General features: G+C 47.1%; 14 protein-coding genes. 5 read left to right on the top strand and 9 right to left on the bottom strand.

Annotated elements, in window-relative coordinates; genetic code table 11:
* Positions 1-399 precede the first annotated feature (399 nt).
* The 8 genes from J2Z66_RS36925 to J2Z66_RS36890 all read right to left on the bottom strand — a co-directional run bounded on the left by J2Z66_RS36925 (position 400) and on the right by J2Z66_RS36890 (position 9,019).
* Complete coding sequence (locus J2Z66_RS36925) at positions 400-1,464, bottom strand: GNAT family N-acetyltransferase (protein WP_209978079.1); 1,065 nt, start codon at positions 1,462-1,464, stop codon at positions 400-402.
* A gap of 66 nt (positions 1,465-1,530) precedes the next feature.
* Positions 1,531-2,202: a GNAT family N-acetyltransferase gene (locus J2Z66_RS36920; protein WP_209978077.1), complete on the bottom strand. Its 672-nt coding sequence runs from the start codon at positions 2,200-2,202 to the stop codon at positions 1,531-1,533.
* A 61-nt stretch (positions 2,203-2,263) separates the two neighbouring features.
* A complete protein-coding gene (locus J2Z66_RS36915) occupies positions 2,264-2,929 on the bottom strand; it encodes a GNAT family N-acetyltransferase (RefSeq protein WP_209978075.1) in 666 nt (221 codons plus the stop codon).
* A gap of 173 nt (positions 2,930-3,102) precedes the next feature.
* Positions 3,103-3,963 carry a carbon-nitrogen hydrolase family protein gene (locus tag J2Z66_RS36910; RefSeq protein ID WP_209978073.1) on the bottom strand — a complete coding sequence of 287 codons (861 nt, stop codon included), beginning with the start codon at positions 3,961-3,963 and terminating at the stop codon, positions 3,103-3,105.
* A 70-nt stretch (positions 3,964-4,033) separates the two neighbouring features.
* Positions 4,034-4,966, bottom strand: coding sequence for a dihydrodipicolinate synthase family protein (locus J2Z66_RS36905; RefSeq protein WP_209978071.1), 933 nt, complete (start codon positions 4,964-4,966; stop codon positions 4,034-4,036).
* A 235-nt stretch (positions 4,967-5,201) separates the two neighbouring features.
* Positions 5,202-6,821: a UDP-glucose--hexose-1-phosphate uridylyltransferase gene (locus J2Z66_RS36900; RefSeq protein WP_376774545.1), complete on the bottom strand. Its 1,620-nt coding sequence runs from the start codon at positions 6,819-6,821 to the stop codon at positions 5,202-5,204.
* Between the two features lie 28 nt (positions 6,822-6,849).
* Positions 6,850-7,836 carry a UDP-glucose 4-epimerase GalE gene (gene galE / locus J2Z66_RS36895; RefSeq protein WP_209978069.1) on the bottom strand — a complete coding sequence of 329 codons (987 nt, stop codon included), beginning with the start codon at positions 7,834-7,836 and terminating at the stop codon, positions 6,850-6,852.
* Between the two features lies 1 nt (position 7,837).
* The gene (locus J2Z66_RS36890; RefSeq protein ID WP_209978068.1) at positions 7,838-9,019 is read right to left on the bottom strand and encodes a galactokinase; all 1,182 of its coding nucleotides are present in this window, start codon (positions 9,017-9,019) and stop codon (positions 7,838-7,840) included.
* Positions 9,020-9,202: 183 nt separating this feature from the next.
* On the opposite strand from J2Z66_RS36890, the gene J2Z66_RS36885 reads away from it, so the two are divergent.
* From J2Z66_RS36885 to J2Z66_RS36865, 5 genes are all read left to right on the top strand, one after another.
* Complete coding sequence (locus J2Z66_RS36885) at positions 9,203-10,057, top strand: AraC family transcriptional regulator (protein ID WP_209978067.1); 855 nt, start codon at positions 9,203-9,205, stop codon at positions 10,055-10,057.
* Between the two features lie 54 nt (positions 10,058-10,111).
* Entirely contained in the window at positions 10,112-13,297 is a 3,186-nt protein-coding gene (locus J2Z66_RS36880; protein ID WP_245376122.1) for an ATP-binding protein, read from the top strand.
* 89 nt (positions 13,298-13,386) lie between these two features.
* Positions 13,387-14,529, top strand: coding sequence for a response regulator (locus J2Z66_RS36875; protein ID WP_209978065.1), 1,143 nt, complete (start codon positions 13,387-13,389; stop codon positions 14,527-14,529).
* Positions 14,530-15,123: 594 nt separating this feature from the next.
* Entirely contained in the window at positions 15,124-15,540 is a 417-nt protein-coding gene (locus J2Z66_RS36870) for a response regulator (protein ID WP_209978063.1), read from the top strand.
* A gap of 10 nt (positions 15,541-15,550) precedes the next feature.
* Entirely contained in the window at positions 15,551-16,210 is a 660-nt protein-coding gene (locus tag J2Z66_RS36865) for a class D sortase (RefSeq protein ID WP_209978061.1), read from the top strand.
* 364 nt (positions 16,211-16,574) lie between these two features.
* On the opposite strand, the gene J2Z66_RS36860 is transcribed toward J2Z66_RS36865, so the two are convergent.
* On the bottom strand, positions 16,575-22,184 hold the full coding sequence (locus J2Z66_RS36860) for a SpaA isopeptide-forming pilin-related protein (RefSeq protein WP_209978059.1): 5,610 nt from the start codon (positions 22,182-22,184) through the stop codon (positions 16,575-16,577).
* Between the last annotated feature and the right edge of the window lie 305 nt (positions 22,185-22,489).

Below are 22,489 nucleotides of genomic sequence, written 5' to 3'. Positions count from 1 at the left end.
CATTAACTACTTTTAAAAGCACAAGGCCTTTTTTTGCCTTCTAACATCATTTTAGCCAAGGAGTTCAGTTTTATTTTCGTATAAACATCGTTAAAATCCCTTTTAATCACCTTGAGAGGTCATCTGCCCTCTTTTAATGATGAAAATCATCGTTAACGTGACGGATTGACCTGGAACTCTTATTTTAACGATGAAAAACATCGTTAAATGACGCATACCTCATACGTCCGGACTAATAGAGGTTGCTTTCTGAGGGAAGGGGATAGTGGCGATAGGAAAGCCTGTGCTTCCTTTCTGATCACCTAAGTGATTGAACGGTCACACCGAATACTTCATCACTGTAAAGCTGCATCATGCGAATAACCCCTTTCCCTCCAGGCATCCCCAAAACTAAAGCCGTCAGAGAATTTCCTGACGGCCCTTTATTTCTCTCATTAGCACATAGTAATCATTGCGGTTAATTACCTGGAACCCGCAAGCTAGATAAAGCCCCAACGCGCCCTCATTAGCTGTCTCCACTTCAAGCGATATGCGGGTACTGAGCCTGGCATCGAGTTTGGCATTAGACCTGGTATTGTATCTGGCATTTACTCTGGCATTCCCTTTGTCATTCGCTCTGTCGTCCAGCTTACCATTCACTCCGCCATTCGCTCTGTCATCCAGCCTGCCAGTTGCTCTGCCACCCGACAGTGCATCTGGATCGTGCTGCTGCAAGATTTGAATGGTCTGACTGAGCATAGCCCGTCCCAAGCCTTTTCCTCGATATGCGGAAAGCACACAAAATCCATAGATGAAAGCTTCGCCTTCATCGAGTTCATAGCTGATTTTCCCGATTGGAATCTGCCCGAGCTCAGCAATTAGTGTTTGTTCGTGCCTGCCTCCCAGCGATTTTTCCACATAAGCTCTCGCATCCTGCTCCTGCATATTAAATCCGGACATATTAAGCTTGACGAGCAGCTCACTATCCTCCCACTGTGCCTTTCGAAGCTGAATCTCCATACCAGACGCCGCAATTAGTTCAATCTGCGGCCCGTTGTACTTCTGCATTTCCATGCGAAATTCAGAATAAAGAAACTCCGCCCCCAGCGCAGTCAAGAAAGCAGCACCGCTCGCAGAACCATGCTGGCAAATAAAAACCAGTCTTGGTACGCCTCTTCGTCTGCATTCCTCTGTCGCCGCTGCCACTAAACGGCTAAAAACCCCGCCGCGGCGGTAATCCGGATGCACCATTCCACTAATCTCAACCTCGGTGGATATAAAGCTGTATATGCCTATAAATCCGATTAGCTCACCTTGATCATAATATAAAAAATCATTGATTTCGGACCTGCTCCGCTCCCTGAGCATATCCCCATTAAGCTTAATCTTAATGCCATCCGCTTCATTGCACATCTTGGAGAGCCGCTTGATCTGCCTTAGTTCATTTTCATCCAACCCTCTACAAGCTCTGACTCCGTCTTTCACTCTCTTGCCTCCAGTGCAAGCTGAAATCATTAACGCTGGGCATTAACGATGTTTTATAAGCAGGAATTAAATTGGCAGCAGCCTTACTGCAGTTTGAGACTTCAATTTCTCTACCATCTCATGCCACTCTTTAGGCTTGCTGGAAAGCACGGAGTAATACCGGCTAAGAAACTGTGCGACGAGCTCTGCCGGAATTTCCGATCTTTCCTCATCAGTCGGCCAGAAGCAAAGATCAAGCTCCGTTACAGCTTCCCCATCATTTTCCCAGGAAGGATGCACATAGCCGAAATCAAGCCGCTTGTAGCCAAGATGCGACAGTACCTCCCGCCGAACGAACGGGTCCATAGGTTTAATACCGCCAAAAGCATGCCCCTGGATTCGGTACGGATCATAAATCTCAGCGAACATCCCAAGCATCCCCGAACCAGACGCAGCTGCAACTTCCTGTAAATCCTTCTGCCGCTTACTCGCAAGAAATCTTCCGATGCCTAAGCCAGCCCTGCCTATGATGGTGAAATCTGTCATCGCAACTTGGAAATCCTCGTAATACCGGTATTCAGTCGCCCCCACTACCTTTCCCTCATGGACAGCCACAAACACACGAATTCCCGGGTCCTCAAGCGGCTCTTTCCAAAGCGAGTACTCCAATACTTCCTCGGCAGGGAAAATCTCCTGCATCAACTCATGCATAGAACGAAACAATGGGTCCTCAATACTTGTAATCCGAATATATTCCACGTCAACAACACTCCTCATCCACTATTTTAATTACTCTATACGTCAGACTCTATGTTAAACTCTATATCAAAAATGGATTGCGCCACTCCATCAAGAGCGCATAATTACAAGACTCCTCGTCCTCCAAATAATCGGGAACCACTTGTACAGGTGTTCGTCCGCAGCGCAGCAAAAAGCTAATAACCGGGTCCTTTCTCTCCCCGCTTACAACAGCCCCTACATATTCAGCAGCCGTCATTTCACTAGCGCAGCGGTGGTAACCAGGCATCCTCCCGCCACCAAGCAGCCGCTTCATACCGAGCTGCACGACTACCTCATACATAGACTGCATAAGCCACTTACCAAGACCTAGCTTGCGGTAAGCAGGGCTGATGCACACATCTACAATATAAAGCGTATCGCCATCGGGAATATGATTACGTATGCTGCCATGATCGGTAATCTCCTGCCAATTATGCTCTGCATGCTCAGGATCAAAATTCACTCGCAGCCCTGTAATTGAGCCAACCAGCTCTCCTCCGATTTCCACACACAGGGCACCTTCCGGAAACAAACTCACATGATTCCGCAATTGTGCTTCGTTCCACCATAACTCGGGAGGGAAGGGCGGAGGAAAGCTCTCACGCTGAATGCGGATCATAGCCTCACAATCACTCATCGTATACCTGCGAATAGCAGCCTCAACCGGCAAATCTCCGTCAAAGACATACAGTTTCTTTATATACAACCCCCACTACCTCCTTGCCGACAACTGCTTGTAATCCATTATTTATAAACCATTATTTTTGCACCACTACTTATACACTATTACTTTTACACCACTACTTTTAACTACTACTTTTAACTACTACTTTTAAAATCAGTGCCTTAAAGCACTGCTTTAAAGCACTGCCTGCATACTCATTCTGCCCAGTCTGTATACAGATCAGTCCGGCGGTCACGCCATGTTGTGACAGAACCCCGTTCCCTTACCTCATAAAGCAGCTCCAGATCAAGATCAGCGGTGATAATCATATCTCCATTCATTTCACCCTCTGCCAGGATACCCCGTGGCGGAAAAGGAATGTCATTAGGTGTCAGCACTGCAGCCTGGCCGAAATTGCCCCGCATAAAATCTACAGTCGGCAACGATCCAACTGTACCCGTGGTTACTACATATACTTGATTCTCTATCGTACGTGCATGACATGTATATCTAACACGATGAAAACCATGGCGATCATCCGTGCAGGATGGGCAGAAAATCACATCAACTCCCTTGGCTTTGGCCATCCGCACAATCTCCGGAAATTCCATATCGTAACAGACTAAGATCGCAATACGTCCCTTGTCTGTATCGAACACCTGCAGGTTGTCTCCTGCCCCCATCCCCCATTCTTTGACCTCCGTAGGCGTGATATGCAGCTTTTTCTGCTCACCTATCCGTCCGTCCGGGTAAAAAAGATATGCGTTGTTGTACAGCTTACCGCCTTCCGCAATGATGTGCGTGCCCGCAATAATATGCATCCCTGTCTGCTCGGCCAGTTCCTGAAACAAAGCAATATAAGCCTCCGTATACTCAGGCAGCTTATCTATCGGCTGCGCCTTTCCTGACTCATCTCCAATAGAAAGAAGCTGTGTCGTGAAAAGCTCTGGAAACAGCACAAAGTCAGCTTCATACTCCTCTGCACTCCTCACATAATGGGCAACCTGTGCGGCAAATTCAGCAAAGCTGTGAATCGTATGTAAATGATATTGCACAGCAGATACACGTAGTTTCATTTTTTTCCTCCACCATTCTTTGCATTTGAATTCCTTATGTTTAAATGTTTAAATCTTCAATCTTCAATCTTCAATCTTCAAACAGCTCCGGCATGATAGAAGCTGCTATCGGCCGCAACCGCTCAGCTTCGGAACGCAGGATAGACCGGTAAGGCCAGCGTAATCGGGTACCGACATCCGCCCAACCGCCTATCTCTGTTAACAGCTTGTCAACTGCTGCATTGCTGTAGCCTTGCTCTGTAATAAACGGTACAATGTGCTGCTCAATAAAAGCAACAATCCGTTTTTCCTCTGCCGCGGCCCCCTTAGGGTCACTGGTCATCCGATCAAACCATCGAACAGCACCCGCAGGGTTCAGGCAAGCGATGTTGGAGTAAGAGCCATTTGCCCCTTCAGCAATACCTGAGGCCAAACGATGTCCGGGAACGAACACCGATAGCCCCCGCATATGTTCCCGCATTTCCTCATACCACTTGGCATCTCCCCCTGCAGTCTTGACTCCGATCAGCTGGGGCACGGCATCTTTCAGCTTGCCATACGTTTCGGGTGCAAGGCCCCTTTTCGCATGAGGAGGATTATAAAGCACCAAGCCGATCCCGTCCGCAGCCTCTGCCATCCTTTGGAGGTAGTCTATGGCTTCATCATCGGTGAGCGGATACCAGTCTGGCAAAATCACCTGAATGGCAGCAGGCTTCAAGCGAGCCGCCCGCTTCATCCGTTCCAGCGAGAGCTGTGCGCCCATATGTGAAGCCCCTATTTGGAAGGGAATCTGCTTATCTTCACAGATACCAGCCACCAATTCATTGATAGCATCGAACTCAGTCTCCGACTGTGCATAGAACTCGCCGGCCGTCCCATTCGTATATATACCGCTGATGCCTGAAGCAGCCAGCTTCGTAACCTGCTCCAACAGCCGGGGAAAATCGATAGCATCATCTTCTAGTATGGGCAAAAGGGTAGTTCCCCAAGTCCCCTTAATTTCATGCGCTTCCAAAGGCTTCATATCGAGTCGCACCTTTCGTAGTTTCATATTACTAACTATATCATTTATGGCTATTTTATTTAAGCCATATCAATGAACAAGCTCCATAACGATGTTCATCAATTCTGGGCTGTGTAATTAGACCAAGGCTTGTTTGTTTAAAAAAACAAAAAAGCCACCCCTTTGCCTGAGCAATGAGATCGCTTTTTATATTTATAATCGCTTGTAGCAGCGGCTTATATCTATAGGGAACATATTAAATCTGCGTAAAACCCACGGCAGCCAAAAAACTCCTGAACGCTTCCTGTCCCGATTCGGTGCGTTTATATACGCCGGCATCCTGTAACACTTCAAGGAAAACACCGCCAACTTCCGTTTGCAGCACGACTGCCGCTTCAGCAGCAGAGAGCTTCGTTCCATAACGGCCAAGCAGCCGCTCGAGCCACTCCACATGCTTGTGCAGCAAGTGCGTGCTGTCCTCGCTGATCTCACGGCTGAACGCAGCTTCTCCCGTCAGCAGCTCTGCAATCGCGGCCAGCTCTGTCTGCAAGCGCCCAGGCAATACAGCCAACCCCATGACCTCGATCAGACCGATGTTTTCCTTTTTGATGTGATGCAGCGGCTGGTGTGGATGGAAGATCCCATCCGGATGCTCCTCGCTCGTACGGTTGTTGCGCAGCACCAGATCGAGCTCATATTCACCGACGGCTAACCGGCGCGCAATTGGCGTGATCGTATTATGCGGAATAGATTGACCATCCTTCACAGTGAAAGCTGCTACCTCTACCTGAGGATCGCTATAGCTCTTCCATGTCTCAAGCAGCTTAGCCGCCAGCTTCAGCAGCTCGTGCCTGTCATATCCGCTGAGTCTTACAACAGACATCGGCCATTTCACGATGGCAGCCTTTATGCTTGCATATTCGGCATGGGTAAACATCGACTCTATCGGAGCCTTCTCCATTGCAAACCGGTGATGGCCCCCCTGAAAATGATCGTGATTGAGAATCGACCCTCCAACGATTGGCAAATCGGCATTAGAGCCGATAAAATAATGCGGAAACTGATCTACAAAATCAAGCAGCCGGGAGAACGTCAATTCTGATGTTTTCATCGGAATATGATGCTGGTGAAAAATGATGCTGTGCTCCCTATAATACACATACGGCGAATATTGCAGGTGCCATGGTTCCCCGTTCAACTTGAGCGGTATGACCCTTAAGTTCTGCCTCGCTGGGTGGTCGATCCGTCCCGCGTATCCGACGTTATCTATGCACAGCAAGCATTTGGGATAATGGCTTTGAGGGAGTGTTTTGAGCAGGGCTATTTCTTTAGGATCCTTTTCCGGCTTGGATAGGTTGATCGTGATTTCCAATTCGCCATACTCCGTCGCCGATAACCAATAGGCATTCTTGGCAATCCGGTCCATACGAATATAATTCGAGTTGATTGACTGCCGGTAGAAAGCTTCTGTAGCCGCCTCCATCCCCTCCAGCCTGCCTGTCTCCCAAAAACGATTCGCTACTTCAGAGGGCCGCGGAAGCAGCAGCCCCATAATTTTGGCATCCAGCAAATCGCGATAGGTTGCTATATTCTCCGCAAGCAGCCCCGCTTCATAAGCGTCGTCAAGCAATGACTCTAGCAGCTCTGTAGGGCTCTCCAGCCTTTCATCCGGCAGCTTGCCGGTATACGGCTCAGCGATGCCAAACAAGTCCAGCAGCGCATTCCTCGCTGTATACAGATCAAGCTGCTCCAGCATAGCCTGCTGCCTGGCGAACTGCAGCAGCCGCTCCAGCGTATAGGATACCCGTTCCTGCATCGATCCTAGTGATCCTTGCGATCCTTGCGATCCTTGCAATCCCTGATCTCTTATCTGCATCTGCAATCACCTCTCCTGTCGTGAAAGGTCACTTGAAGTATCCCTGAGGATGGCTTTGATGCCAGCGCCAGGCGCTCTCGATGATAACTTCCAGACTGTCTCTCGATGGAGCCCAGCCAAGATCCTCCCGCGCTCTGTCCGAGGAGGCGATAAGCACAGCTGGATCGCCCGCTCTGCGCGGCTCGGTCACAGCAGGGATTTCATGCCCAGTCACTTGGCGGGCGATATCAATAACTTCTTTAACCGAGAAGCCCTTGCCATTCCCAAGGTTGAAAATCCGGCTTTCGGCTCCCTGAAGAAGCTTCTCGACAGCCAGTACGTGAGCATCAGCCAAATCGCTGACATGGATATAGTCACGAATACATGTACCGTCAGATGTAGGGTAATCATCGCCAAAGATGGAAATATGTGCTCTTTGGCCAAGCGCCACCTGGAGAATAAGCGGGATCAAATGCGTTTCCGGGCTGTGATCCTCGCCGATTTGGCCGCCCGCATGGGCGCCAGCCGCATTGAAATAGCGCAGGGAAATATACTTGATGCCATGGGCGGTATCGAACCATTTCATCATTTTCTCCATGGCCAGTTTCGTCTCCCCATAGGTGTTGGTCGGCAGCGTGCGGTCACTCTCTTGAATAGGGATATTTTCCGGTTCGCCATAAGTAGCCGCAGTCGACGAGAAGACGATTTTCTGCACGCCGTACTGCGTCATTTTTTCCAGCAGGCACAATGTTCCATATACATTATTATGGTAATACTTCGCAGGGTTCTGCATGCTTTCCCCAACCAGCGAGCTCGCTGCAAAGTGGATGATTGCTTCAATTTCATTTTCCTGAAATACCGAATCGAGAAAGTTCCCGTCCCGCAAATCGCCCACATACATTTTTCCGCCAAGCACCGCATCACCGTGACCCTGCTCCAGGTTGTCAACGATGACAACTTCCATACCTCTATCCAGCAGCTCTGCTACTGCGTGCGATCCGATATACCCGGCTCCGCCTGTTACCAATATAGCCATCTTAATGCTCCTCCCTAATCTGCTTCACGCCGTCGCCAATGCTGCAGACATAGAAGTCTGGCGTTAGTCCCGTGCGCTCTGTATATTCACGTCCCACTTGCTCCTTGAAAGCTTCCACACTGTCCTTATGCACCAGCGATACTGTACAGCCGCCAAAGCCCGCTCCTGTCATGCGCGAACCCAGAACACCAGAAACCTTGAGCGCCGCTTCGACCATCGTATCGAGCTCGTGCCCGGTAACCTCATACAAATCACGCAAAGATTGATGCGAGCCAATCATCAGCTGGCCAAAAGCTGCCAAATCGTTAGCCTTCAGCACTTCAATCGATTGCAGTACCCGGTCAATTTCCTCAACTACATGCTGTGCTCTCTGGCGCACTGTATCGTCATGAATAAGGTGCTTATGCGCTTCGAATTGCTCCAAGGAAATTTGTCCAAGCAAAGTAATGCCCGGAAATTGCTGCTTCAGATCGGCGACAGCCTGTTCACACTGGCTTCTTCGCTCGTTGTAAGCGGAGTCCACCAATCCTCTTCTTTTGTTCGTATTGCCGATAACGAGCTTGTAACTGCCGCTTTGGAAAGGAATATGTTCATACTCCAAGGTATCACACATCAGCAGAATTGCGTGATCCTTTTTCCCGTTCGCCACAGCAAATTGATCCATAATGCCACAGTTTACGCCTATAAACTCATTCTCCGTCTTTTGCGCAAGCAGCGCAATTTTTACCGTATCCTTAGGATGCCCTTCCGTATCAAGGAGGCCATATGCCGTAACCACTTCAATAGAAGCGGAGGAAGAAAGTCCCGCCCCGTTCGGAATTTCACCATGAAATAATAAATCATAACCGTGCAGCAGCGGAAACCCCTGTTCCGCCAAATGCAGAACGATACCCTTCGGATAATTCATCCAGTCATCTGCCTTATCGTAAGCAAGACTATCGAGCGAAGCCAGCTTGCGCAGCTCAAAGTTCGTGGAAGCAAAGCCCATCACCCTGTCCGTCCGCGGACGAAGGAGCATTGTCGTGCCAAAGGTCAGCGCAGCCGGGAATACATAACCGCCATTATAGTCGGTATGCTCCCCAATCAAATTAACCCTGCCAGGTGCAAAATAAGTCTTGATCTCTGCTTGCGAAGCTCCGTAGATACCTGTAAACAGCTGCTGAAGAGCCTGTATATCCGCCATGAAGGCACCGCCTTTATCCGTTTATATATAAGTAAGTTTGTAACTTAAGTATAAAGGATAGATCCTTAAAACACTATGGAAGCATGTAAGTAGAACATGGATAAATGTGATTCAGGATAGTGGGAGCAAGCATCTCTCTGTGATATAGTATTCCTAAATCAGCACACAAGGCGGTGCCACGCAATGTCACGTTCAGAAAGCTATTATGTTATCTCCAATCCTGAGCCTGATCAGGAGCACGAACTGCTTGTCCTATTTGCCGGCGAAAGTCAGACCAAGCCTGTCCATCAGTTAGGGCCGAGGGTATACGACTTTTATTTGATCCATCACATCATATCGGGCAAGGGCTGCTTCACCTGTCAGGGCCAAGAGCGTCAGTTAGGAGCAGGAGACAGCTTCATCATTGAGCCTGAGCAGCTCGTCTCCTATACTTCCGATGAACAGGAGCCTTGGTACTATAGATGGGTTGCGTTTACCGGACCACAAGCTGCCAAGCTAGTAGCATCTACAGGCACTTCCCCAAAGCAGCCTATCATTCATACCGGCCGGAGGCGTCAAGCTGCAGTGCTGTTCAGACATATGCAACAAGCATTCCATGGCAAAAAAAACGGCTCGCATCTGCGGGCAATCGGTTACCTTCATCTGCTGCTGGCCGAATACAGCGCTGCGCTGGCACCAGCGTCTCCGCTCGGAGACCTGCCCGAGACCGAGAGCAGCAAATTGATTGAACAGGCGGTTCATTACTTATCGACCCAGTACGCAGAACCGATTACCATCGAAATGATGGCGGAAAGCCTGGGCTACAATCGGGCTTATTTGTCGAGACTGTTCAAGCAGCACACCCAGGTAACCCCAGTCACCTTCCTGCTCAAGCTGAGGATTGACAAAGCCAGGCTGCTGCTGCGTGAACGGCGGGAGCTTACCGTGGAACAAATCGCTGCTTCCGTCGGCTTTCACGATCCGCTTTATTTCTCCAAGCAATTCCGCCGCTGGTACGGCGCCTCTCCCACGGAATACCGCAGGCAGACACAAAGCTAGCTATCGTTTTACTTAGGGATGTATGTGTCCTTTAATAAAGGAAAATCGCTACTTTTGTCGAAATATCAAGGAATGATGACTAAACGAAACGTTGTTCTCATTACCGGTCTGTTCCTGCTTATCCTCACAGGTATCCGCCTTGCCTGGATTACCTTTTATATGACTCCTGATCATCCCTCCGCTATTCAGGGTGAGCTGGATATGCGGGGCTGGGACTTCAAGATAGAGCGCTCTGTCGCTTTAGATGGGGAGTGGGAGTTTTATCCTCATACGCTTTTCATGCAAAATTCTGACACGATCTCTTCCCTAGAGGAAAAGACGTTTATTCAGGTTCCTGGAAAATGGAATACCATTTTGAACCCCGACAAAAGCTCAGCTTTTGGCTATGGGTCTTTCCGCTTGCGCATACATGTCAACCCGGATCAGGAGCAAACCTACAGCATTCATATCCCGGACATCAAAACCTCTTCTGAGCTGTTCGTGAATGGCCGTCTACTTGAAAGCTCCGGAAAGCCTACGGCAGACAGCAAACAATACACAGCTCTAAACCTTCCGTATTTCGCTTCCTTCACAGCGGATAACGGTGAAATAGACATTGTGATTCAAGCTGCGCACTATGATTACGGCAATAAAGGAGGCATCCTGAAATCTATCCAATTGGGCAGTGAAGCTGCGGTAGCCAAAGAAAGATGGTTTTCCATTGGCATGCAGCTGGTTGTATGCAGTCTTTTTTTGATGCACGCAATATATGCCTGTATTTTATATTTGATCGGAACTAGACAGAAGGTGCTGCTCTATTTTGCCTTGGTCATCCTTTGTACGACTTTTACTATATTGACTGACGACGATAAGCTGTTGTTTATATCGCTGCCCTTCACCCAAGAATGGATCATAAAGCTTAGAGCTTTGTCCTATCTGGGAGCCGCTGTATTTCTGCTTCGGTTTACCAAAAACCTGTTAATCGAGTACTCAGCAAGCCGGGTTTTTCGCTGGTTCTCTATATTTTCTGCTATTTACGCTTTACTGGTTATACTCATCCCATTCCCGTTTGTGGCGAACTTGCTAACCTTAAACATCTATATTTTCTTCTTTCCTTTACTGATCGTTCCCATCCTTACACTGCGCAGTGCCATGAAAGGCGAAGAGGATGCCATTTATCTGCTGCTTGGTGCGACAGCCATCACTGTTAACCCTATATGGGGCGTAATTGAAGGACTTGGCTGGGTCAAGATGGGGTACTATCCGCTTGATATGATCGCCTTTTTCATCGCTTTCGCCACATTCTGGTTTAAACGTTATTTCCGGAATGCCGAGCAAACTAAACAGCTAGCCGAACAACTGCAGCGAACAGATAAATTGAAGGATGATTTTCTGGCTAACACCTCTCATGAATTAAGAAATCCGCTTCACGGCATCATTAATATCGCCCAAAACGTACTGGATAGCAAAAAAAGCTCTCAGGAAGAGGAGAACAAGAAAAATATAGAGCTGCTTGTTACGGTTGGCCGTCGTATGTCACTCATGCTTAATGATCTACTTGATTTAACACAGCTTAAGGAGAATAAAGTCCGGCTGCAGCCAAGTAATTTGAGGATTCAATCCGTTATTCCCGGCGTATTGGACATGCTCAGGTTCATGACAGAGGGCAAGCCGATTCGGCTAAATATGGACATACCGGAGACTTTCCCCTTTGTTGCTGCTGATGAGAAAAGACTTGTTCAAATCTTATTCAACCTGCTTCATAATGCGATTAAATATACGTATGAAGGCTCTATAACCATTTATGCAGAGGCTCTGGATGACTGCGTACATATCCATATCTCGGATACAGGCATTGGAATGGATGAGGACACCCGGCTCAGAGCTTTTGAAGCCTATGAGCAAGGGGACTCCGGCATAACAGCCATCGGCGGGGGTGGCATGGGGCTTGGCTTAAGCATTTGCCGGCAGCTGGTAGAGCTGCATGGCGGAACTATAGGCGTGAGTTCAACCCCTGGTCAGGGTTCCGTGTTCACTTTCACCCTTCCCTTGGCTGAAGAATATGTTGCGGAATATGTTGAAAATTTCGAAGAACATCTCCAAGAACATCCCGAAAAAAATCTCGAAAAATATTCCGTCCAGCAGGAAAAGGCATTGCTCGTCCTCCCTGTGCATGACGGCTATTCAGCAGCAGCAACCGAAGCTACGGCCGGCTTACCCACTCCGCTGCCTGCATCCAATCTCCTTATTGCTGCCGGTAGACCGAAGATTCTGGCTGTTGACGATGACCCTGTCAATCTAAAAGTAATCAGCAGCATACTACCCATCGACCAATATGAGCTGGTGACAGCAACGAGTGGCAAGGAGGCAATAACCAAGCTGGATAAGGAGCAATGGGACTTGATTATTGCTGATGTGATGATGCCGCATATATCAGGCTATGAATTAACGCGTATTATTCGGGAGCGTTTCTCCATCTCGGAGCTGCCAATCCTTCTTTTGACAGCACGCAGCCGCTCGGAGGATGTATACTCCGGATTTCTGTCTGGTGCTAACGACTATGTGACAAAGCCTGTCGATGCGCTTGAATTAAAGTCCCGGGTACGTGCATTGACGGATTTGAAGCAATCGGTAGGGGAACGTCTGCAAATGGAAGCCGCCTATCTCCAGGCCCAGATTCAACCGCATTTTTTATTCAACACTTTGAATTCCATTACAGCATTAAGCATCCTAGATACGACCAAAATGCATGATCTGATAGAGGCTTTTAGCGCTTACTTAAGAATAAGCTTTGACTTCTTGAATTCGGGGCGGGTTGTGCCGATTGAGTACGAGCTCGACCTGGTTCGGGCCTACCTCTATATCGAAAAAGAGCGTTTCGATGAGAGACTCGATATTTCATGGGAGTTGGACCCGAACCTGCAGCTCCAGCTGCCGCCCCTCACGATCCAGCCTATTGTAGAAAATGCTCTCCGACATGGCATACTATGCCGCTCCAGAGGGGGAATGGTGCACATTCGGATTACCAGCCATCCGGCCAGCCACGCTGACTCCCGCTATACTGAAATATCCATTACAGACGATGGTGTAGGCATGGATCCGGACAAGGTGAAGCAGCTGCTGGACAGCCAGCCCGGCAAAAAAAGAGGGATTGGACTTCTCAATACAGACAGACGCCTGAAGCAGATGTATGGCAAAGGACTAACCATCCAGAGCCAGCCCGGTCTTGGCACTACAATTTCTTTTATAGTTCCGGAATAAATATGTTACAATTCTAGTTTAATAGCCCTTCTGCGAAATTATTGCAATAAGCATTTATGTCATAACTACGTTTGAGTGGTGGGATTACTATGATACGTGCCTTACTAATAGATGATGAACGTCTTGCGCTCTTGCAATTGGAAAAAATGTTGAAGGAATTAACAAGTATTGAAATCGTAGCGACCTACACGGAACCTGCCCTGGCTGTTCAGGCCGCTTCTGACTTGAACCCAGATGTGATTTTTCTGGATATTAATATGCCGGAAATGAATGGACTGCAGACCGCGGAAATGATACAGGATGTTTGCCCGGCGGCGGATATTGTTTTTGTTACCGGCTACGACGTGTACGCTTTGGAGGCGTTCGAGTTAAACGCACTGGATTACGTGCTGAAGCCGGTTCATCGCAATCGGCTGATGAAGACTGTGCAGCGGCTGGAGGAGAGGACGCCGAGGGCATCTGAGAAACCGCCGCAAGTGGCAGAGGTAGTCGTCCGCTGCTTTCAGTCGCTCCGCTTCGAGCGGGGAGGCGAGCCTTTGCAGTCACTTCGGTGGAGAACCACCAAAGCTCAGGAAGTATTCGCTTATCTGCTTCACCATCGCAACCGGTTCGTTAGTAAAGACACCCTGATCGACATGCTATGGACCGATTTCGACCTTAAAAAGGCTTCCACGCATCTTTATACGACGATTTATCAGGTGCGCCAATGCTTGAAGCAAGCCGACATCGCCATAGATATTAGCAACGTCAGTGGTGGCGAAGGCTACACCCTGAATCTTCAAAAGGTACAGATTGACACCACCCAATGGGAAATCGGCATCCGCGACCTGGGGCCCATTCATTCGGGCAACTGCGCTGAATATCAGAGATTGATTGAGCTCTATTCCGGTGATTACTTCGCCGACTATGATTATATGTGGGCAGAAAGCGAACGACAGCGTCTGCGCACCATCTGGCTGCATCATGCGATGCAGGTGGCAGAGTTCTATACGGATAACGGCAAAATTGCCGAAGCCGTAACCGTGTACCAACGGATTGTTCAGCTTCAACCTTATTTTGAAGAGGGCCACTTGGGATTGATGAAGGTTTATGACAGCATTGGAGAGCGCGCAGCGGTAGAGGAGCAGTTCCAGATCATTCAAAACCTGCTGGAGCAGGAGCTTGGCATTGGACTGCCGGATAGCATTGAAGGCTGGTTCGAGCAGTGGAAGCTACAAAACCAGCGGAATTAATAGATCACTTGCAGCAGTTCAAGCTAAATAGCTTGACTGCTTTTTTTCTATCCCTTTCGTCCAGGAAACGGACGCCTGTTGGTTGTCGTTTCCTTCTATAGCGGCCTTGTAGCGACATCGTAACTACCTCGTAGCGACCATCTTCCCCGAATTGAGCGTGCGCTTCACTTAACGATGTTTTTTATCGTTAAAGCATCAGGTCCTCCTCAACTGCGCGGGCTCCTTATCTCCAGCGCCTGCGCCAGCTAGGACTTCTCCACTAACCAGGAGAAAATCTCTTGCTGGCTGTCCGTTTGAGCTTGGTGTTCGTGTGATTCGTGCGATTGTAGCTAAAGAGAGGGAATGGCTGTGGGCGGAAGAGCGGTAGCGTCCGCCTTTAAAGATTTGTTCCTACCTCCTCATCATATACCATTCAAGGGAACAAATCTTTAACAGCGGCTGGAGCCCACAGCCATTCCCTCCCTCCATGCATTAACGTCACGAACACGCTCCTCAAAGGACGCCACAAGGTGTTTATTTCATACTAGCTTGCCGCTTGTTCAGTTTTTGTTCAGATGAGAGACGTACATTCTATAATGAAAGGGAGATGAGAAAATGAGCGGAATCAAAGTACTGGTTGTTGATGATACAGCTTTTATGCGGATGCTGATGCGTGCCATTCTGGAGGAACTCGGCCATCAGGTTGTCGGTGAAGCCCGCAATGGGATCGAAGCCATCAGCATGTATCAGCGGATACGGCCAGAATTAGTAACTATGGACATCACTATGCCGGAATTGGACGGAATCAGTGCAGTTAAAAAAATCAAGTCGATTGATCCCTCCGCCAAGATCATTATGTGCTCTGCCATGGGGCAGCGTGAAATGGTTCTGGAAGCTGTTCGCAGCGGCGCCAGTGATTTTGTAGTGAAGCCGGTACACAGGGATCGTCTCATTGAAGCGATTCAGCGTGTATTCGTCGATCATTTTAAGAATGAAACGGAAAAGAACATACATGTAACTGAAGGCGTATAGGTAGCATTTTATGAGAAAAATAATATCCTATACACTGATTATTGCCGGAGTTCTGATCATTTTGCTGCCTAAAGCAAGGGAATGGTACTATGATCGGCAGCAAGAACAGCTGCTTGAGCAGATGGAAGCCTATTCTTCCGCAGCTGAGAGTAACAACAAGTTGTTGGATGATGGATACAAGCGGTTATCCCAACTGTTTAATGAAGCGGATGTCTCCGAGGCAGCAAAGCTTAGTCAAACAGCCCACCTACCGGAAGAGGATTCCTACCAGAAGGCTAACGCTCAAGCTATAGCCGTCATTAAGATCGATAAAATCGATCTGAAGATTCCGGTTCTGGAAGGTGCTACGTTGCAAAATATGAAATTTGCAGCAGCCCATATGAGCGAAACAACACCACTCGATCAAATAGGCAACGCCGCGATTGCTGCCCATCGAGCGCAAACCAAAGGAAGACTTTTCAATAGGCTGAATGAAGTAGTGGTTGGCGATGAGATTATTGTGCAAATGAAGGGCCAAGACATTGTTTATACCGTATTTAATGTATCTATCGTGGAGCCAACGGACATTTCCGTGCTCAGCAGCAATGATACCGATAGGGTGCTGACCCTTATTACCTGCGACCCTATCGAAAGCGCAACCCATAGACTTATCGTGCAAGCTAAACGCTAGCAAGCAATTGAATTGTGACAACCTTGATAAGCGGATTCATTCACAGCAGTCAAAGCTAACCGCCTTGATCGCGTACATTTAAATAGGAATTACTTTACATAATACACCAATAATTCCATTTTTAAACATAAAAAGCTGTACCCTCTGGTTTATCAAGCAGGCGGGTACAGCTTTTGTAATATGTCATCAATATCCCTAAGCCTTCAGGAAAAAACTTATATAAACTTGGTGTATAGAGATTAGGACTGGGACTGAGACTGAGACTGAGACTGAGACTATTATTATTCACTGGACATGGATACTCATAAGAACGATAAAAGCCGGGACAGCTTTCGCTGCCCGGCCTTTTTTTATTTTTTCCATTTTAGGAACGAGAACGTTTTTTCCTTATTACTGCACCTAGAAGCAGCAGGCCAAGGCCTATAAGCTGCAGAAGCAGATAGCTGTCTTCCCCCGTTTTCGGAAGCACTTGCACAGCAGGAGTGTTGGATGAGCTGCCTTCAGCTCCTCCCAAAGGTATCTCTACATCAATTTCAAAGAAGAGCTCCTCTTCATTGCCGTCTTCATCCTTGACTATAATAGAGAATTTATCCTTACCGACAAAGCCCGGTTTAGGTGTATATTTCCACTTGCCATTCTTATCTATGGTCACTGTACCATGTTCAGGTTTTTGACCTATAGTTGGAACGCCACCTTTTGGAATCTCAACTTCACCCTCAGTAGTCGTATCTTCCGGTGTAGTTACTGGTGTTGTTGGTTTGCCTGGGTCTGGGCTCGGACTTGCTCCCGGATTCGGACTTGGGCTTGGGCCAGGATCCGGACTTGGACTTGGACTAGGGTCCGGACTTGGGCTCGGGCCAGGGCTTGGGCTTGGGCTTGGACTTGGGCTCGGGCTCGGGCCTGGACCTCCTGTATCCTTCTTATTGGTGATAGTTATAGATTGACCATATTGGTCGATGACGATACCCGTGTCAGCTTGCGTCAGTGCGTAGCCGGCTGGAGCTTGCTTCTCAACCAGTACATAATTGCCGTACAGCAGATTGCTGAAAGTGGCTACACCATTCGCATCTGTTGTCGCCGTTCCATAGGAAGTCGTCTTGTTGCTGTTGAACAATTCAAATTGTGCGCCTGCGAGCGGCTTTTGATCATCAGCGTCAACCTTGGTGACTTTAATCGATCCTGTAGGCGTATTTATAATTACAGGTATTTTCTTATTGCCTACCTTTTCGGTTTTGGTCACGGAGTCAAGAGTCACGATGGTTTCGCCGCTGCCGACAATTTGGTAACCGCCCGGTACCTTAGTTTCCTTCAGCACATATTGATTATAAAGCAGATTAGTGAATGTGAGCTTCCCTGTGTTGTCGACCGTTTTAGTACCGTAACTGATCGATTTATCCAGGCTTAAGAGTTCAAACTCGGCGCCTTGCAGTAGAGCTTGGGAATCAGCATCTACTTTAATGACGGTTAATTCTCCCGTTCCTCTTACGTTTTGAACGGTATAGCTGTTAGCAGCCTGATTGATGGTAATCGGTTGTGGTGCTTGAAGCGGTAAGTAATATACAGGAGCTTCAATTTCATGCAGCACGTAATCGCCATAAGCCAGATTATCAAATTTCAGTTGACCATTGCTGTCTGTCGTTTTTACACCATATGATTGGGTACCGTCTGTACTTTTCAGTTCAAACTTCGCGCCTTCAAGCTTCACGGTGTTATTAGCCTGATCCACCTTCGTGATGACAAGATTGCCTTCTTTTTTCTTGTTGGCAATTGGCGGCAAGATTTGAGCAGCCTCCCCTAATGTCACGAGAATAGGAGCAGACAGCGGCTCATAGTTGGCAGGAGCTTCGATTTCAATCAGCTTGTAATCATCATACTTCAGATTATTGAAAGTTGCTTTGCCGTCGTTGCCAGTAGTTTGTGTGTCTACCAGCGTATTATCCTTCACCGTACGAAGTTCAAATTTAGCTCCGGCTAGTGTTGTCGCACTATTAGCACTATCCACTTTTGTTATTGAAAGGGAGCCTTTGCCACGTTTGTTCTCTACGGTTTTAACCACACTGGCTTGATCCAAATCAATCGTAATAGCATTATTGGGAACGCTTAGCACGTAAAAATTCGGTGCTTTTGTCTCAAGAATTGTATATTCAGCTTGTTCTAAATCAGCGAATAGGAGTTCACCATTTGCATCCGTAATTCCGTCCTTGATCTTGACTCCATTCTTGTACAGTTCAAACTTCGCGCCCTCAAGCGGCACATCGTTTCCAAGCTGATCCTTTTCCTCATCAATCTTGACGATCTTTATCGCGCCTTTACCCCTGTCATTCTGAAATACTTCAGTCAGAACAGGCTGTTCAAAAGTGATATTCTTAGTGGCAGTTTTGATCTGGTAGTACTTCGGTGCTTTTGTCTCCTCGATGACGTATTCACCGTAATCCAGATTATCGAATGTGATGATGCCAGTTGTATCGGTCGTCTTGACTCCTACAACTGTTGCGGGAATACCAACCCTGTAGAGCTTGAATTCAGCACCGGCGAGCGGCTGGTTCGAGGCGTCTACTTTCTTTATCTCAAGCTTGCCTTTAAGTCTTTCATTTTTCACAGTAACTTCTTTAGATGCTTCCTGCAGGGTTACCGGAGTCGTTACAGTCAATATCTTGTAATACGATGGAGCATTCGTTTCTACCAAGTAATACTGCCCATACTCCAGCCCGCTGAATTCAGCGATACCATTTGAATCAGTAATGTCTATTTTTTTAGGAGTAAAGCTGTTGCCAGCGCTATTCTTCAATTCAAATACTGCACCTGCGAGCTTTTTATTCGCGTCTGCAGAATCCTCCTTGATCACCTTAATGCTGCCGATCCCTTTTTTATTCTTTACGGTGTATTGCATAACACCATTGATATCGTTAACGGTTGAACTGTTAATCACGATATTATGCTTATGGGCATCATTAGTGTTATCAATCACATAACTTGTAGGAGCCTTGATTTCTTCGAGTATATATTTACCGTATTTCAAGCCAGTAAAGGAAATTTGGCCGTTACTGCCGGAAGTCTTAGTACCTATGACTTGATTTCCTGTTACCCGCGTCAACTTGAACTCTGCGCCTGCCAGTTTATCTCCGGAATCCGCATCCACCTTGATGACAGTCAAATCTTTAGTAGGCACAGAGCCTGTTCCGCTAGTACCTGCCAGCTTAAGGTTAAATTTCTTCTCGTTATCCTTCGATATATTGCCTGCGCCTTTTCCATTAAAGTCTACTTTATTGCCTACTTCTTCACCATTCTCACCATCTACGTAAGAGCTGTATTCCAGTATATAGGGCTTGGTGATGGTCTGCAGGAATACCAGCTTGAATGGCTCGTCACTGTCAGCAGTAGGAGTCAGATAATCAATTTTGTAGACCGTTTCATCGTTTGGAACTAAAGCGCCCTTATTTACATTGCCACCTTGATCCGGCACCGTAGTTTCGTACAGCTTGAAAGAGTTACGATCCAAAATTTGTTTCTTGCTCGGTGTATCCGTAATTTCAGCGTTTTGTACAGTCGATTGGCCACGGTTAATGTGAAGGGTCCAGTCAATAATGTATTGATTAGAGCTTTGCTGTCCTCCTTTAGAAACATACTCGCCCGCTCTTGGAATGGTGATTTTGGCATCTACCTTTTTCTCCTGAACGCCAGTCGCTGTAATTACAGCTTCGTTCTTGATGGTCAAGTCTTGCTGATTTGCAGGAAACTGCATGTTCGCTACGTCTGTTTCGTACTCGATGTAGTAAGGAGTTGTAATGTTACCCAGGATGACTGTGAACTTACTAGCATCGCTTTGAACTGTTTTCGTAACCGGACTGCTGCGATCAACGACATGAGTGCCATCTGCGTTAATCGTCATCGGGTAGATCTTGATCGAACTGGAAACAAGCGTATGATGCTTTCCGGCTTCCTGAATAATGTCTTCAACTGTTACATTCTTCAGATCCTTTTGGTTATAGTTGACGCCAATGCCCCAGGTAATTCTTTTGGTTGATGCATTATACTGGCCAACTTTAAAACCATTGTTTTTAATTTTATCAGATGGATCGAAATCTTTGCTTGTGGTCGCTTTTTTCACACCGCTTGTGCTATTTTCTTTCCATTGCAATTCACCATTATTGGCAAATTTCACGTCTTTGTCTGACTGATTATAGTACTCTGTTGTTTTATAGTCATAATCCGTCTTGTATTTGACTATATAGGAAGTTGTGCTAGACGCAGCTGGAAATTTAATCTGGAATCCTTCTTTGTTTCCGTAAGTAACCAACGTGACCGTATAGTCTGGTGTGGCTCCTGGCACGGAGACAGGCGTATAAGTAGCACCATTATCCTTACTGATTTTAAGAGAGCTGCTGTCCAGCTTTTGATAGCTGGAATCGAATGTATCCACATATATAATGTCTTCTACAGGATAACCGATTTTGTTAATGTTCACTGTCCAGTCAATTTTTTTATTCAGGTAGTCTACCCCGTCACGGCTCTTATGAAAGAAGTTTTGCTTGATGGCCGTTTTGACTTCCCAAGGAACTTCCCTGGTGTATACATTATTTAAGATGTCCTGATCATCGTACACATTGCTTGATGGTTTTGTTTTGTAGGTAATCTTGAAGGCGTCGCTTGTTTGATCGTTAAACTTCAAGACAAAACCATTTTTATTTGTAGCATCCGGCTTGGGAGTTTGCGTATACGAATTAGTAATAAAATCACTAATCTTAGCTGGAGCCGTTGCTGCATCCGCAAACAAGCTATAGCTTCCGGTGTACGGAGATGTGTTCGAATCATTATTCACATCATTGACTTTGACGATATTCAATGATCCCGCTACAAATTCATGCTTATTAGAGAACAGATCCAGCAGTTCCAGCTCGCCAGGGCCAAAAAGCAGTTCCCCATAATTCAGCTTTACTGTCCACTCAATCTCTTCTGTTGTCGCATTGAAGACACCACTCTTGTCAAGCACCTTGCCTCTTGGCGTCAGCACAAGTGCATTATCCGAAACGCTCGGGTTGCCCGTTGACTCCAGCGAAGCGATGTTATCGAACTGTTCGATCGTTGAATCCTCAATTTTCGTAGGGAACGTAATGCGATAGGCACTGTCAATCGGATTGAGGAATGAAATCGTCAGATTATGAGTAGCCGGATCCAACGCTGCACTGTAATCAGATGTAGGGACCACTGCACCTTCACCGGTAACACCATTCAGGCCGACATTTAGTTGCTTAATCACGATATCATTGATGTCTAGCGACAGGCCAGTCAAAATGTTGTCCTTGACTACGGCGCCTGTTAATTTCTTGAGATCAGTATTAATATCAATCGTCCAGTCGATCTTGGTCGGATTTTGTCCTTTATCGGCCGCACCGTTCTTCTCGATGGAGCTGCCTGTTTTAGGCTTTACATGAAGACGGACAGTTCCTGCACCCGTCACACCAAAGTCAATGGGGACATTGGATGGATCTATAACTTTGGCCTCAGCCAGAGTGCCCCAAAATTGCAGCGTCCCCCTCGCTTCAGCACCATCGTTAATTTCATCATTAAATTTAACGGTTACTGTACGCCCATTAATAAGATAAGACCCAATACCTCCTACTAAATTATGAGGGCCAGCCGGGAGAGTGTAATCAAAGATGTCCGGCAGGTCAAACTCAAAGGTGTCACCGTCAGCATACGTGTGACCATCCGGCAGCAAGTATGTATAATCCAGGTAGAGAACGTCAGCCACATTTACCTGAATATCGGTGCTTTCACCTACAAAATGATTTGCTGACTCCTCGTATACGGACGCAATGACCGTGGGAGAGGGATTCTTATAGCTCAACTCGGCCTTGGTGAATATGGTATCCGCTATCGCCGCCGCATTTGCTGGCTGCACAACGCCCGCAGATTGAAAAAACTGGAATATGAGTAAAAATGTGACTAAAAGAGCTGTTGCTTTTCTGGACAAGCTCGTAGCTCCTCCTTTCCTGTTCGATCGCATTCCGAGAATGCGAAGGTAACGCATAATCCCAGACTCTGATCGGTTTCCTGTTCGTGAAGTTTTCATTCTATCCATCCTTTTCAAGTAATTAGGGTTTAATAGCCTTGAGTCTATATTAAGAAATTCAACTCGACATTCCATTTTGTGAACACATATAGACATCTGGGTAGACAAAATTCGCCTTTTTTCATCTGTCTTCTACCTTTGTTTGCCTAAAACACCCATATCAGAATGTACCTCTCTCATCTGAACAAAATCTGAACAAATATTCT

Source organism: Paenibacillus eucommiae (assembly GCF_017874215.1).
Taxonomy (GTDB): domain Bacteria; phylum Bacillota; class Bacilli; order Paenibacillales; family NBRC-103111; genus Paenibacillus_AI; species Paenibacillus_AI eucommiae.
The sequence above is the reverse complement of the archived record's forward strand: the minus strand, read 5'-3'. Positions and strand labels throughout refer to the sequence as shown.

Excerpts from the sequence above, each read along its gene's own strand:
- J2Z66_RS36910 (WP_209978073.1), bottom strand. The coding sequence starts at position 3,963 with ATGAAACTACGTGTATCTGCTGTGCAATATCATTTACATACGATTCAC.
- J2Z66_RS36905 (WP_209978071.1), bottom strand. The coding sequence starts at position 4,966 with ATGAAGCCTTTGGAAGCGCATGAAATTAAGGGGACTTGGGGAACTACC.
- J2Z66_RS36900 (WP_376774545.1), bottom strand. The coding sequence starts at position 6,821 with ATGCAGATAAGAGATCAGGGATTGCAAGGATCGCAAGGATCGCAAGGA.
- galE (WP_209978069.1), bottom strand. The coding sequence starts at position 7,836 with ATGGCTATATTGGTAACAGGCGGAGCCGGGTATATCGGATCGCACGCA.
- J2Z66_RS36890 (WP_209978068.1), bottom strand. The coding sequence starts at position 9,019 with ATGGCGGATATACAGGCTCTTCAGCAGCTGTTTACAGGTATCTACGGA.
- J2Z66_RS36885 (WP_209978067.1), top strand. The coding sequence starts at position 9,203 with ATGTCACGTTCAGAAAGCTATTATGTTATCTCCAATCCTGAGCCTGAT.
- J2Z66_RS36875 (WP_209978065.1), top strand. The coding sequence starts at position 13,387 with ATGATACGTGCCTTACTAATAGATGATGAACGTCTTGCGCTCTTGCAA.
- J2Z66_RS36870 (WP_209978063.1), top strand. The coding sequence starts at position 15,124 with ATGAGCGGAATCAAAGTACTGGTTGTTGATGATACAGCTTTTATGCGG.
- J2Z66_RS36865 (WP_209978061.1), top strand. The coding sequence starts at position 15,551 with ATGAGAAAAATAATATCCTATACACTGATTATTGCCGGAGTTCTGATC.